The organism is Rhizobium sp. WYCCWR 11152, assembly GCF_013087615.1.
Classification (GTDB): Bacteria; Pseudomonadota; Alphaproteobacteria; order Rhizobiales; family Rhizobiaceae; genus Rhizobium; species Rhizobium indicum.
On sequence record NZ_JABFCP010000009.1, the window covers coordinates 726,663 to 739,950 of the forward strand.

12 protein-coding genes are annotated in these 13,288 nt (G+C 61.4%); 2 read left to right on the forward strand and 10 right to left on the reverse strand.

Annotated features, from left to right (window positions below; genetic code table 11):
- Positions 1 to 136 precede the first annotated feature (136 nt).
- A complete protein-coding gene (locus G9X67_RS18830) occupies positions 137 to 2,161 on the reverse strand; it encodes a LysM peptidoglycan-binding domain-containing protein (RefSeq protein WP_171599414.1) in 2,025 nt (674 codons plus the stop codon).
- 155 nt (positions 2,162 to 2,316) lie between these two features.
- Between G9X67_RS18830 and G9X67_RS18835 the strand changes: the two genes are divergently transcribed.
- Entirely contained in the window at positions 2,317 to 2,940 is a 624-nt protein-coding gene (locus G9X67_RS18835) for a TIGR00730 family Rossman fold protein (protein WP_003558142.1), read from the forward strand.
- Between the two features lie 112 nt (positions 2,941 to 3,052).
- Here the strand turns inward: G9X67_RS18835 and rarD are convergent, their stop codons facing one another.
- The 7 genes from rarD to cysS form a co-directional block, all read right to left on the reverse strand.
- Complete coding sequence (gene rarD, locus G9X67_RS18840) at positions 3,053 to 3,964, reverse strand: EamA family transporter RarD (RefSeq protein WP_171599503.1); 912 nt, start codon at positions 3,962 to 3,964, stop codon at positions 3,053 to 3,055.
- Between the two features lie 209 nt (positions 3,965 to 4,173).
- A complete protein-coding gene (cimA, locus tag G9X67_RS18845; RefSeq protein ID WP_138328385.1) occupies positions 4,174 to 5,790 on the reverse strand; it encodes a citramalate synthase in 1,617 nt (538 codons plus the stop codon).
- A gap of 40 nt (positions 5,791 to 5,830) precedes the next feature.
- Positions 5,831 to 6,793: a prolyl aminopeptidase gene (gene pip, locus G9X67_RS18850; RefSeq protein WP_171599415.1), complete on the reverse strand. Its 963-nt coding sequence runs from the start codon at positions 6,791 to 6,793 to the stop codon at positions 5,831 to 5,833.
- Complete coding sequence (locus G9X67_RS18855) at positions 6,790 to 7,266, reverse strand: GFA family protein (RefSeq protein ID WP_138328383.1); 477 nt, start codon at positions 7,264 to 7,266, stop codon at positions 6,790 to 6,792. Before G9X67_RS18855 ends, pip begins: the two co-directional genes overlap by 4 nt.
- The gene (locus G9X67_RS18860) at positions 7,263 to 7,751 is read right to left on the reverse strand and encodes a GFA family protein (protein ID WP_138328382.1); all 489 of its coding nucleotides are present in this window, start codon (positions 7,749 to 7,751) and stop codon (positions 7,263 to 7,265) included. The genes G9X67_RS18855 and G9X67_RS18860 overlap by 4 nt, the downstream gene beginning before the upstream one ends.
- Positions 7,748 to 8,224 (reverse strand): GFA family protein, encoded by a 477-nt coding sequence (locus tag G9X67_RS18865; RefSeq protein ID WP_138328381.1) that lies wholly within the window; start codon positions 8,222 to 8,224, stop codon positions 7,748 to 7,750. Before G9X67_RS18865 ends, G9X67_RS18860 begins: the two co-directional genes overlap by 4 nt.
- Positions 8,221 to 9,612, reverse strand: a complete 1,392-nt coding sequence (gene cysS / locus G9X67_RS18870; protein WP_138328380.1) for a cysteine--tRNA ligase — start codon at positions 9,610 to 9,612, stop codon at positions 8,221 to 8,223. Before cysS ends, G9X67_RS18865 begins: the two co-directional genes overlap by 4 nt.
- Positions 9,613 to 9,966: 354 nt before the next feature.
- Between cysS and G9X67_RS18875 the strand changes: the two genes are divergently transcribed.
- Positions 9,967 to 10,716 (forward strand): GH25 family lysozyme, encoded by a 750-nt coding sequence (locus G9X67_RS18875; RefSeq protein ID WP_138328378.1) that lies wholly within the window; start codon positions 9,967 to 9,969, stop codon positions 10,714 to 10,716.
- Positions 10,717 to 10,829: 113 nt separating this feature from the next.
- Here G9X67_RS18875 and G9X67_RS18880 read toward each other — a convergent pair whose 3' ends face one another.
- Positions 10,830 to 11,570 (reverse strand): SDR family NAD(P)-dependent oxidoreductase, encoded by a 741-nt coding sequence (locus tag G9X67_RS18880; protein ID WP_138328377.1) that lies wholly within the window; start codon positions 11,568 to 11,570, stop codon positions 10,830 to 10,832.
- 80 nt (positions 11,571 to 11,650) lie between these two features.
- The gene (gene purF / locus G9X67_RS18885) at positions 11,651 to 13,141 is read right to left on the reverse strand and encodes an amidophosphoribosyltransferase (RefSeq protein ID WP_138328376.1); all 1,491 of its coding nucleotides are present in this window, start codon (positions 13,139 to 13,141) and stop codon (positions 11,651 to 11,653) included.
- Between the last annotated feature and the right edge of the window lie 147 nt (positions 13,142 to 13,288).

The following is a 13,288-nucleotide window of genomic DNA, read 5'->3' on the forward strand; positions in this document are numbered from 1 at the left end:
CTGAAAGCGCTTCCCACAACCCGTAGCCGCCACCGCCAGATAGGGTGCCGGCCGGACGAATACAACAATTGCTGGGGTAAGGAAACGACGAGGCCGGGCGCTTATCCCGCCCGGCCTTGCCGTGTTGTTTTGCAGCTTAGAGATGCTGGCCGGACATGCGCTTGCGGTGCAGCTCTTCGGCATTCGGCAGTACATCCTTCGGCAGGCCGAAAATCTGGCCAGGGCGGATGCGATCGGGATTGATGATCTTGTCCTCGTTGGCGATGTAGATTGTCGTGTAACGAACGCCGAGGCCATAGGTGCGGCGCGAGATTTGCCACAGCGTGTCGCCGCGACGAATGATGACCGCCGCGTTGTTCGCCGTCAGCGGCGCCTGCTCGATCGTCTTCGGCTGGTTGCTTCCGACCTCGTTTGCAGACGGCGTTGCCGGCGCGGGTGCGGCGGTGAGTTCGGCGATCATCCCGCCCAGCTTGTCGAGTGCGGTGCCGACGGACTTCGCATCCCCAGGCAGGCCCTGCAGCAGCTTCAGCGCATTGCCGGCGATCTGCGAAGAAGAACCGGACGCTTGCTTGAAGACATCAGGCGCATCGGCGGCCGGGCGGAAATCGGCGACGGAGCGAAGAGCGAATTCCGTTGCCGAGCGCGCCGCCGCAAGCTGCTCGGCGCCTGGCAGCTTGCCATCGGCAAACAGTCCCTTCAGCAGGCCGAAGGCTTTGCCGACTTCGACTTTGAGTTTGTCGAGCTCGCCTTCGTCGAGCGGCACCATCGAGGAAGCGCCGTTGGCGTCGGCGGGTGCCGATTGCGCGGCGACCCTCACCTGATCGCCGGCTGGGCGATTGAAATTCACCGCCGCGCGCACGATCACCTTGCCTGTGGGATCAACGACATCGACGCGGATCTTGTGGTCGCCGACTGAAAGCGCCACCACACCGTCGATGACGAAATGGCCGTCGGAGCCGGCCGTGTCTTGGCCGACAAGGCTGTCGTCGGCATAACCGATGACCTTGGCATTGGAGCGCGTCGTGCCGGCAATGAAGATCTTGTTACCCTCGATTTCGACGGCATTGACCATCACATCGGGCACATTCGTTTTATCCGGTGCCGTAGCTGCGCCATCCGAGGAGGTGTCGGTGAGGTTCGGCGTCTGCAGCGCCAGCTCGCCGGTCGGTGCAGCTGTTGCGGCAGGCGCAGCCGAGCTTTCGCCGGTTGCCGGCTTGTCCGCAGGCGGCGCCATCGGATTGGAGGCATCGGCAACTTCGGTTCCAGCCTTCGGCGCGGTAATGATGCGGCTCGCCGTGCCGGGTTTGGAAACCATGGCGAGCAGATTGGCGCCATTGCCATCCTTCGGCACGGAAATGGTCGCGACTTCTTCGGAAAGCGTGCTCTTGCCGTCCTTGCCCGTGAACTTGAGCACGAGCTGGTGGTCGCCGGCCGGAAGCGGATCGTCGAGAACGGCAGCAAAATCGCCGCTCGCATCGACATTGGCCGTCGTCACCACCTTCTCGCCGTCGAGCACCTCGAGCTTGCCGTTCGGCTCGGCGGAACCGGCAATCACCGTCGATCCGTCGGGCTCGACGCGCAATACGTCGAAGGCCGGAAGCTTCGGGCCGGTATTTTCCACTGCCGTATTCGCCCCAGGGGCGGTCTCCGGCGCGCCGGTCAGCGCAACCTCGGCCTTGGCGATCGCGGCAAGCGCATCGGCGATGTTCTCGGGCAGCGACTGGACGATGGCGAGCGCCTTCGCGCCACCGTCCTTGGCCTTGGCGGCAAGGGTCTGGGTCGCGGGATCGAGGCCCTCGGGAATGGTGAAATCGGCAAGCGCGGTCAGCGCGTTGACGGCTTTGGTCTTGGCGGCGGTGAAGACATCGATGGCCGGGCCTTTGCCGTCGGCAAACAGCGCCTTGAGCTCGCTGAGCGATACGCCGGCATCGGCCGAAAGGCGACCCACTTTGTCGGCGACCGCAGCCGCGTCGCCCACGGCGGAGCGCGATGTCTTTGCCGCCTCGTTAACCGTGTTCTTGACCTCCGTGCTCGCCTGGTTGATGGCGTCTCCGACCTTGGTCGCATCGCCGCCGATGCGCGGCATGACGACAAACACCATCAGTAGGATTGCGATTGCGAGGACTGCAAGAGCCAGCAAGCCGGCACGGTTCTTCATCATTATGTCTCCCAAGGCGGCAATTTGCCGTAATACCCAAAATTGCTAGCGATTCCCGTTGCTTTCCACAAGCATTCAAAGCAATTAGGCAAGCTAGGCACGCTGCTTTTCAGTCAATTTTCTTGACTGCATTGAAATGGAATAGTTGTTTCGCCCTCATGACCGAACAATCTGTATCGATTCGATCCATCTGCGTTTACTGCGGCTCAAGGCCGGGACGCGATCCTTCCCACATGGCGGCCGGGCGTGCTCTCGGAAGAGAGATCGCCGAATACGGCCTGCGCCTCGTCTATGGCGGGGGTACCAAAGGCATCATGGGCGCGGTTGCCAGCGGCGTGCTTTCAGGCGGCGGTCAGGTCACGGGCATCATTCCCGAATTCCTGATCGATATGGAAGCGACTCGCCACTCGCTCGGTCAGCTCAACGAACTCATTGTAACCCCTGACATGCATGCGCGCAAACACACCATGTTCGAGCGCTCCGATGCCTTCGTCGCGCTGCCCGGCGGCATCGGTACGCTGGAGGAGATCGTCGAGATCATGACCTGGGCGCAGCTCGGTCGCCACGAGAAGCCGATGGTCTTTGCCAACGTCAACGGTTTCTGGGATCCGATGATGGAATTGATGCGCCATATGACTGAAGAAGGCTTCCTGCACACTGCCCACCGGGTGCAGCCGCTCGTCGTCGACGAGATCTCCGGCATCATTCCGGCGATCATGGCCCAGGCAGCCCAACTCGCCGCCGATCGTGACGGCGAGGACGAAGTAATTTCGAAGATGTAGGCGCGCGCGCCTTTGGAGCGGTTCGGCTTTCACGGAAGCGCCGAACCGCTCCAAGCTTTTGTTTTACGCAATCCCGGATGCAAAACCGCTGCGCACTTTTGCTGGAATTGCTCTAACGCTCCCGGCTTCCCTTCAGCATCGACCAACTATAAAGGAACAGCCCCGCCCAGATCAGCGGGAAGGCAATCATGCGCGCCGTGCCGAATGGCTCGTGGAAGACGAAGACCGCGATCAGGAAGATCATCGTCGGCGCGATATACTGCATGATGCCGATCGTCGAGAGTTTCAAGAGCTTGGCGCCGTTCGCATAGATCATCAGCGGCACGGCGGTGATGACGCCGCAGCCGAGCAGCAGGGTCGTATCTGCAAGACCGGTGCGGTAGAGGTGGCCCTGGCCGCCGAATTCGAGATAGAGGATATAGAGGACGGCCGGCCCGCTGAGGATCAGCACTTCGAGGAAGAAGCCCTGGTTCGGCCCGAGCGGCAGCGTCTTGCGCAACAAGGCGTAGAATCCCCAGCTGATCGCCAGCGTCAGCGCGACCCACGGGATGCCGCCGCTGTCCAGCGCGAGAATGGCGACGGCAAGCGCCGCAAGCGCGATCGCCGCGATCTGCAGCGGCTGCAGCTTTTCCTTGAGGAACACAGCGCCAAGGAAGATGCTGAACAGCGGATTGATGAAATAGCCAAGTGCTGCGTCGAGCGAATGGCCGGCGCCGATCGCCCAGACATAGGTGCCCCAGTTGACCGTAATCAGCGACGCCGTCAGCGCCGCCATCGCCAGCATGCGCGGCGAGCTGAGTGCTGCGCGGATGTCCTGTGTGCGCCCGAGCACAATCAGCACGATGCCCGCCAACGGCAGCGACCAGACGATGCGATGTGCGATCACCTCGGCCGGCGAGATATGCGCCACCGCCTTCATGTAGATCGGCAGGAAGCCCCAAAGCAAATAGGCCGTCAGCGCGAAGGCGAACCCGCGCGGACTGTCTTCGTTCTTCGCCAACGGAACGGATGCATCGGTCGACATCGGTGTTTCCATCTTTGTTCTTCTTCTGATCCGGCCTAGCTTAAGCGCCGTGAATAGGCCAATTCATTTCGTTGAACGAAGCGTGAGAGGATTTGAAGCGGGAGACGACGCGATGATCCGACGCCCGGCGACGGAAGGCCGAGTCCGAAGGAAACGAATGGTATTCGGGCGAGGGGCTGGGACCCCGTCGCCGGACCAGCAAAATAGGTTTATTCCGCCGCGATCTTGCCCGCCAGCTGCCGGTTCTTCATCAGCTTGTAGATGACCGAATCCATCAGCGCCTGGAACGAAGCGTCGATGATGTTCTCCGAGACGCCGACTGTCCACCAGCGCACGCCGTCGCTGTCGGTGGATTCGATCAGCACGCGGGTGATCGCCTCCGTGCCGCCGTTGAGGATACGCACCTTGAAATCGGCAAGCACCAGATCGTCGATCTCGTGCTGGTATTTGCCGAAATCCTTGCGCAGCGCGAGGTCAAGTGCGTTGACCGGGCCTTCGGCATCGGCAACCGACATCAGCGTCTGGCCGTCGATGGTGATCTTGACCACCGCCTCCGAGACGATCTTCACACGGCCAAGACTGTCGAAGCGGCGCTCGATCATCACGCGGAAGCCTTCGATGGTGAAGAATTCCGGGATCGTGCCGAGCGTGCGGCGCGCCAGCAGCTCGAAGCTCGCATCCGCGCCCTCATAGGCATAGCCGATGGATTCACGTTCCTTGACGATCGAGATCAGCAGGTCGAGCTTCGGATCGTCCTTGGCGACCGCGATGCCGCGCCGCTTCAGCGCATTGATGAAGTTCGCCTTTCCGCCCTGGTCGGAGACCATAACCTTGCGGAAGTTACCGACGGTTTCCGGCGGCACGTGTTCATAGGTTCGCGGATCTTTGAGCAGGGCCGATGCGTGGATGCCGGCCTTGGTGGCGAAGGCGGAGGCGCCGACATAGGGCATCTGGTGGTCGGGCGAACGGTTGAGCAGTTCGTCGAAGGCATGCGAGAGCCGGGTGAGGTTGAGCAGCCGCTCCTCGTCGATCGTCGTTTCGAAACGTGTGTTGTAGGCGCTCTTCAGCGCCAGCGTCGGGATTAGCGTCACCAGATTGGCATTGCCGCAGCGCTCGCCGATGCCGTTCAGCGTGCCCTGGATCTGCCGGACGCCGGCTTCGACGGCGGCAAGCGAATTGGCAACCGCCTGGCCGGTGTCGTTATGCGCATGGATGCCAAGACAGTGGCCGGGAACGCCTGAGGCAATCACCGCCTCGACGATGGCGCGCACCTCGGGCGGCTGCGTGCCGCCATTGGTGTCGCAGAGCACGACCCAGCGGGCGCCGCTCTCATAGGCCGTCTTGGCGCAGGCGAGCGCATAGGCCGGATTGGCCTTGAAGCCGTCGAAGAAATGCTCGCAATCGACGATCGCCTCCTTGCCCGCGCCAACCGCCGCCTTGACGCTTTCGGCGATGCATTCGAGGTTTTCCTCGTTGGTGCAGCCGAGCGCCACCGCGACGTGATAGTCCCAGCTCTTGGCGACGAAACAGATGGCATCGCTTTTGGCCTGAAGCAGCCCGGCAATGCCGGGATCGTTGGAGACCGAAACACCCGCCCGCTTCGTCATGCCGAAGGCGACGAAGCTGGACTGGCTGGTGCGCTTCTCGCTGAAGAAGGCGGTGTCCGTCGGATTGGCGCCGGGATATCCGCCCTCGACATAATCGAGGCCGAACTCGTCCAGCATGGCGGCGATCGCAATCTTGTCCTCGACGGAGAAATCGATGCCGGGCGTCTGCTGCCCGTCCCGGAGCGTCGTGTCGAAGAGATAGATTTTTTCCTTGGTCACCACGATGCCTCCCAGGCATTGACTGCTTTTATGTGCGGCATCAGTCTTGCTTCCCGGCAAACTTATCCGTCGCCCGGATCAGCTGATCGAGAATCCCGGGCTCCGAATAGGCATGGCCCGCGCCCTCGATCAGGTGGAATTCTGCCTTCGGCCAGGCCTTGTGCAGCAGCCAGGCATATTTGGCCGGGCAGGGCATGTCGTAGCGTCCATGTACGATGACGCCGGGAATATCCCTGAGCCTGCCGGCATCGCGGATCAACTGTCCCTCGTCCATCCAGCCGGCATTGACGAAGAAATGGTTCTCGATGCGCGCAAATGCATAGGCGAATTCCGGCTCCTCGAACTTGAAGCTCGTCGAAGGTTCCGGCAGCAGCGTGATCGTTTCGCCTTCCCAGATGCTCCAGGCCTGCGCGGCCGCGAGGCGCACGTTCTTGTCCTCGTGTGTCAGGCGGCGATGATAGGCATGCATCATCTCATGCCGCTCTTCCGGCGGAATGGGCGCGATGAACCGCTCCCACTTGTCAGGGAACATCTCCGAGACGCCGAATTGGTAGTACCAGTCGAGCTCCGCCTTGGTCAGCGTATAGATGCCGCGCAGGATGAGCTCGGAGACGTGCTCTGGATGTGTCTCGGCATAGGCGAGCGCCAGCGTCGAGCCCCAGGAGCCGCCGAACACCTGCCAGGTGTCGACGCCGGCCATCTCGCGCAGCCGCTCGATATCGGCAACGAGGTGCCAGGTCGTATTGGCATGGAGTTCCGCATGCGGCGTTGACCTGCCGCAACCGCGTTGATCGAACAGCATGACGTCGTAGAGAGTGGGATCGAAGAGCCGGCGATGGGCGGACGAGATGCCGCCGCCCGGACCGCCATGCAGGAAGACGGCAGGCTTGGCGCCAGGCGTACCAGAGCGCTCCCAATAGATCACATGGCCGTCGCCGACATCCAGATGGCCGGAAGCGTAGGGCTCGATTTCGGGATAGAGGGTGCGCAACATCTCGGTCATATCTTCACGCCTTTTGCGGGCCAGACTTCCGTGTCGTGGTCGGGATGCTGGAAGGAGATGATCGCCTCCTGCCGTGCGTAGAAATCCTGATCCTTCAGCACCGGCGCCTTGAAGATTTTCTCGACCCAGGGCAGGCGGGCCTCGTAGTTGACCTGGATTAGCGGTGCGAGGTCGCTACGGTCGTCGAAGGTGCCGATCGCAAGCTCCAGCCCGCCCGGATGACGATAGGTCATCGGCGTGCCGCAATCGCTGCAGAAGCCGCGTTCGATATTGACTGAGGATTGGAAGTAGCTCGGCGCGCCGCGCGTCCATTCCATCCCTTCCTCAGACGCGGTGACGAGCGCCGAGAAGAAACCGCCGAACTGCTTCTGGCACATGCGGCAATGGCAGATCGAGGGTCGCCCCAGTTTGCCCGAGATGCGGAAGCGCACAGCGCCGCACTGGCATCCGCCTGTCTTTATCGTGTCCGTCATGAGCTTTCTCCGAGGGGCCAGCTTTTCGTGTCGTGGTCGGGGTGCTGATGGTTGCTTGCCGCGATCGCGTTCTCGCGGTCGGGCGTTTCAGGCTGTGGTTCCAGCGGCAGGCCATCCAGCGCGTGAAACCAGGACATCTTCTGGCCGGTGTTCGATTGCATCACCGGCTTGACCGCATCGGGATCGTCCAACGAGCCGAGCGTGATGTTGATGAAGTCCGCTTCGGGAATATCGTAGAACAGCGGCGTGCCGCAATCGCCGCAGAAACCGCGCCGCACCAGATCCGAGGACTGAAACCATTTCGGCGCGCCGCGCGTGAAGGTAAAATCGCTGCGCATCACGCCGGCAAGCGGCATGAAATAATTGCCCGCCGCCTTCTGGCACATGCGGCAATGGCAAAGATGGGGATAGCCGAGTTCGCCTTTGGCGCGGTAACGCACTGCCCCGCACTGGCACCCGCCGCTTCCGTCCGCTTCCGCCATCATCCGAACTCCTTGGGTGGCCATGCCTGCGTCTCATGATCGGGATGCTGGTAGGAAACGAGTTCGTGCAGGAAAGAGCCCGCCGTGAGATCCGCCTCGGTTCTTTCTCCGGGCAGTTCGTGCAGATGATCGACGAATCCGATCTTGCCTTCCACGCCCCATTGAATGGTCGGCGGAAACGCCGAAGGATCGTCGAAGGCGCCTGCGGCGATCGCCATTCCATCTGGTGCCTCATAGGTCAGCGGCGTGCCGCAATCGCCGCAGAAGCCGCGTTCGACGAAATTGGAAGAGCGGAATCTTTTCCGCTCGCCGCGTGTCCATTCGAAATCGGCGCCGCGCACCGAGACCAGCGGCGCATAATAAGCACCGAACGCCTTCTGGCACATGCGGCAATGACAGATCGACGAATCCTTGATGTCGCCGTTGACGCGGAAACGGATCGCGCCGCATTGGCAGCCGCCGGTATAGGTGGTCATCTCTTGACCTCCCACGTCGTGACGCGCTCGCCCGTCACCGGATCCTTGCCGTCTTTCAGCTGGATGCCCTTCGCCGTCAGCTCGTCGCGGATCTTGTCGGCCTCAGTGAAGTTCTTCGCCTTCAGCATTTCGAGACGCATTGCGACCAGCGCATCGATTGCCGATGCGACGGCTTCGTCGATCTCCATCTTTTTCGGCAGCAGGCCCAGAAGGTCGGCCGTTGCCGCAAAGACGGCACGGGCTGTGGGATCCGCATGCGCGGCCTGGGCCAGCGCATGCAATGCCTGCACTGCCGCGACCGTATTGAGGTCGTCGGAAAGCGCGTTCAGCACGGTTTCATCGGGCGCCGCATCGCCGGCTTCGGCCGCCGGCCATTTGGCGAGCAGACGTTCGGCTTCTTCCAGTCGCTTGATCGAAAAATCGATCGGCTCGCGGTAATGCGTCATCAGCATGGCAAGGCGCAGCACCTGACCTGGCCATTTGCGGCCGCCGAAGATTTCCGTCTGCAGCAACTCGTTGATGGTGACGAAATTGCCTTCGGATTTCGACATCTTGCGGCCTTCGACCTGCAGGAAGCCGTTATGCATCCAGACATTTGCCATCACCTCGGTGCCGTGGGCGCAGCGCGACTGGGCGATCTCGTTTTCATGATGCGGGAAGATCAGATCCAGCCCGCCGCCGTGAATGTCGAAGACATCGCCGAGATAGCGCTTGCTCATCGCCGAGCATTCGATGTGCCAGCCGGGCCGGCCGCGGCCCCATGGGCTCTCCCAGCCGGGCTCGTTGTGGCTCGACAGCTTCCAGAGCACGAAATCGCCCGGGTTCTTCTTGTGCGCGTCGACGGCGATGCGCGCGCCGGCCTGCTGCTCGTCGAGCGGGCGCTTCGAAAGCTGACCGTAATCCGCCATGGATTTGGTGTCGAACAGCACTTCGCCCGATGCGACATAGGCATGGCCGTTGCCGATCAGCTTCTCAATGATCTCGGTCATCTCGACGATATTGTCGGTGGCGCGCGGCTCGAAGTCCGGCTCCAGGCAGCCGAGTTCGGCGACATCGGCGTGAAATTGCGTCTCGGTCTTTTCGGTGACCGCCCGGATCGCCTCATTGAGCGGCAGACCCGGATGGTCGCGGAGCGCGCGCGCATTGATCTTGTCGTCGACGTCGGTGATGTTGCGGGCATAAGTGACGTGATCTTCGCCATAGACATGGCGCAGCAACCGGAACAGCACGTCGAAGACGATGACCGGCCGGGCATTGCCGATATGAGCGAAGTCATAGACGGTCGGGCCGCAGACATACATGCGGACGTTGTTGGGATCGATCGGCGAAAACACCGATTTTTCCCGTGTCAGCGTGTTGTACAGCTTCAGTTCCGGCGTCGCGTCCATTTCACTCTCCCAAATGCACGATCAGAAAAATATCGCGACCGGCGGACCGGGGCGTTTCGCATCTTGACTATTTGGGAGACGAAAACGGCCGGGCCAGCGCTCGCGCTAGCGAATAATCTTCCGGCAGATAATGCAGATAACCGTTTTCATGGCGGGTTTTATGGCCCGGTTCGCGCCTCCGGTCAAGGGGGCGAAGCGCGATCCAGCGGCAACAGGATCCATCCATCCGATGAATCGATTGCAGCAACCAACGTCTTCGAAACCAGTTGGCCCGCTCTTCAAATTCGGCCGCCATTTTCGGAGCACAAATCTCGCATAGCCAGTTGAGAAACTGTTGAAAATAGGGAGGAAGGGATGCGGAGACTTGCCCGATCGACGATCGGAGCGACTGCAGTTCTGGTGGTCGCATTCGCTGCATATTTCGCATACGATTTCGGGATGCTTCGCTTCAACAATCCCTCTCTCAGCAACTATCCAATCCAGGGCATCGATGTCAGCCATCACCAGGGCGATATCGATTGGAAGGCCGTTGCCGCGCAGACGAATGTCCGTTTCGCCTTCATGAAGGCGACCGAAGGCGGAGATCATCGGGATTCCAAGTTCGCCGACAACTGGCAGCGCGCCAGAGATGCGGGAGTGGTCAGGGGCGCTTATCATTTCTTCACCTTCTGCCGCCCGGGCAAGGATCAGGCGCAGAATGTGCTCGCGACCGTGCCGAAGGAGCAGGGAACTCTGCCGATCGCCGTCGATCTAGAGTTTGTCGGCAATTGCAACAAAATCCCGACGCTCGAGGAAATGGTTGCCGAGGTGAACGCCTTCTTCACCGAGCTGAAGGGCGCTTTTCCGGAAAAGCCTATTTTCTACGTCACGCAGGAGTTCTTTGATCAATATCTGAAAGGCAATGAATCACGCTTCCCCGACCACTATCTGTGGCTGCGCAGCGTGTTCAGAGAGCCGAGGCAGGAAGAGTGCAGTCATTGGTCGATTTGGCAATTTGCCGATAACGGCACCTTGGACGGCATCCAGGGACCGGTTGACCTCAATGCGCTATGCCCGTCGGAAACGGGCCTGGCGCATCTGTTCCCCGCCGTTGCAGCGAATTGAAACGTCTACAGCGCCGCGCGTCTTTTAAGACGCGCAAAGGACGCTGTAGCACTTTGAATAGCTGCATAATTTTGTCCTTAAATCGATTCCGATTTAAGGAATTATGCAGTGGCTTATTCGGGCAGCCGGTAATCGACGAGCTTGCTCTCCCGGACGATAAACAGCTTGCCCGTCTCCGTCACACCAGGCCCGAGCAACGGCAGGATCGCATTTGCGACCTCGGAGGGATGCGGCAGCGACTGCGGATCTTCGCCGGGCACCGCCTGCGCCCGCATCGCCGTGCGCGTGGCACCCGGATCGACGCTGGTGATCCGCAGCGGGGTGCTTTGACTTTCGCCGGCCCAAGTGCGTGCCAGCGCCTCGACCGCGGCCTTGGAAGCGGAATAGGCGCCCCAGAAGGGGCGGCACTTGTGAGCGGCACCCGAAGACAGGATCACCGCACGGCCGGCATCGGAGCGGGCCAGCAGCGGGTCGACCGAGCGGATCAGCCGCCATGTCGCGGTGACGTTGATGGTCATCACCTTCTCGAACACTTTCGCTTCGATATGGCCGATCGGCGAAATGACCCCAAGCACGCCGGCATTGGCGACGAGGATGTCGAGTTTGCCCCAGCGCTCGAAGATCGAGCCGCCGAGCGTATCGATCGCATTCATGTCGGCAAGGTCGAAGGGCACGAGCGTCGCCGTGCCGCCGACGGCCTTGATCGCATCGTCGAGATCCTCGAGCCCGCCGACCGTGCGGGCGCAGGCAATCACGTGGGCGCCGGCTTTGGCAAGTTCCAGCGCTGTGAAATAGCCTATGCCGCGCGACGCACCGGTGACGAGTGCGATCTTGCCCTCAAGATTGATATTCATGATGTCGTGTTCCCTCACGAAGGGAGAGGGGTTCGATTGAACCCCTCGGGATGGGACAATGGAAAAGCCGGCGCGCCGTGTCAGCCGTTGCTGGCAAGCATCGAAATCTTGTTGCCCATGGACTCGCCGTTCTTGTCGAGCAGGCGGGTCGGATAGTCGCCGGTAAAATAGTGGTCGGTGAACTGCGGCCGAGCCGGGTTGCGATCCTCACCGCCGACAGCGCGATAGAGGCCGTTGATCGACAGGAAGGCGAGCGAATCTGCGCCGATATATTTCGCCATGGCTTCGACATCGGCATACTGGTTTGCCAGCAGCTTTTCGGCATCGGGCGTGTCGATGCCGTAGAAATCCGGGAAGAAGATCATCGGGCTCGCGACGCGGACATGGACTTCGCGCGCCCCGGCTTCGCGGATCATCTGGACGATCTTGAGAGACGTCGTGCCACGCACGATGGAATCATCGACCAGCACCACGCGCTTGCCTTCGATCATCGCCCGGTTGGCGGAATGCTTCAGCTTCACACCGAAGGCGCGGATCTGCTGCGTCGGCTCGATGAAGGTGCGCCCGACATAATGGTTACGGATGATGCCGTATTCGAAGGGAATGCCGCTCTGCTGCGCATAGCCAAGCGCCGCCGGCGTGCCGCCATCCGGCACCGGCACGATAACGTCGGCATCGACGGGCGATTCCTTGGCGAGGTTCATGCCCATGTGCTTCCGCGTCGTATAGACGTTGCGGCCGCCGACGACCGAGTCCGGGCGGGCGAAATAGACATATTCGAACAGGCAGAGGCGCTCCGGCTGCGGCTTGCTGGGCTTGCGCGCATCGATGCTGATCGAGCCGTCAGCCTGGATTTCGCAGATGACGACCTCGCCGTTCTCAACGTCGCGGATGAACTTGGCGCCGATAATGTCGAGCGCGCAGGTTTCCGAGCAGAAGATCGGCTTGCCGTCGAGTTCGCCCATCACCAATGGGCGGATGCCGGTCGGGTCGCGCGCGGCAATCAGCTTCGTGCGCGTCATGGCGAGCATCGAATAGCCGCCTTCCATCTGGCGAATGGCGTCGATGAAGCGGTCGGACGTGGAAGCGTGGCGGGAACGGGCGATGAGGTGAAGGACGACTTCGGTATCGGAGGTCGACTGACAGATGGCGCCGGTCGCGATGATCTGGCGGCGCAGCGTCAGGCCGTTGGTGAAATTGCCGTTATGGGCAATGGCGATGCCGCCTTCTTCCAGTTCGGCAAAGAGCGGCTGCACGTTGCGCATGGCCACTTCGCCGGTTGTCGAGTAGCGGGTATGACCGATCGTAATGCTGCCGGGCAGGCGGGCGAGCGTCATCGGATTGGTATAGTGGTCGCCGACAAGGCCCATGTGGCGCTCTTGATAAAAGCGCTTGCCGTCGAAGGAGACGATGCCGGCCGCTTCCTGCCCGCGGTGCTGCAGAGCATGCAGGCCGAGAGCCGTGAGCGCGGCGGCATCAGGGTGTCCCAGAATTCCGAAAACCCCGCATTCTTCATGCAGCGTATCTCCGTCGAGCGGATCGTCGGTCGGGAAGGAATGGGACTGGTTCATTTCTGCGGGCCTCTGCTCTCACAAGAATGGATCGGCATTTCCAGAAATAGCTGAGCCCGACGGAGCTGGAATGCTCGGCCGGACCCTCATTTCACGTCCCGCTCAAATGGCGATTGCCGGATGGCGGGTCAAGCTCTTGAACACTGT

Coding starts and splice junctions, on each gene's coding strand:
- G9X67_RS18880 (WP_138328377.1), bottom strand. CDS start 11,570: ATGAATATCAATCTTGAGGGCAAGATCGCACTCGTCACCGGTGCGTCG.
- G9X67_RS18830 (WP_171599414.1), bottom strand. CDS start 2,161: ATGATGAAGAACCGTGCCGGCTTGCTGGCTCTTGCAGTCCTCGCAATC.
- G9X67_RS18865 (WP_138328381.1), bottom strand. CDS start 8,224: ATGACCACCTATACCGGCGGCTGCCAATGCGGCGCGATCCGTTTCCGC.
- pip (WP_171599415.1), bottom strand. CDS start 6,793: ATGACCGAGATGTTGCGCACCCTCTATCCCGAAATCGAGCCCTACGCT.
- G9X67_RS18835 (WP_003558142.1), top strand. CDS start 2,317: ATGACCGAACAATCTGTATCGATTCGATCCATCTGCGTTTACTGCGGC.
- purF (WP_138328376.1), bottom strand. CDS start 13,141: ATGAACCAGTCCCATTCCTTCCCGACCGACGATCCGCTCGACGGAGAT.
- cysS (WP_138328380.1), bottom strand. CDS start 9,612: ATGGACGCGACGCCGGAACTGAAGCTGTACAACACGCTGACACGGGAA.
- rarD (WP_171599503.1), bottom strand. CDS start 3,964: ATGTCGACCGATGCATCCGTTCCGTTGGCGAAGAACGAAGACAGTCCG.
- G9X67_RS18860 (WP_138328382.1), bottom strand. CDS start 7,751: ATGATGGCGGAAGCGGACGGAAGCGGCGGGTGCCAGTGCGGGGCAGTG.
- G9X67_RS18875 (WP_138328378.1), top strand. CDS start 9,967: ATGCGGAGACTTGCCCGATCGACGATCGGAGCGACTGCAGTTCTGGTG.
- G9X67_RS18855 (WP_138328383.1), bottom strand. CDS start 7,266: ATGACGGACACGATAAAGACAGGCGGATGCCAGTGCGGCGCTGTGCGC.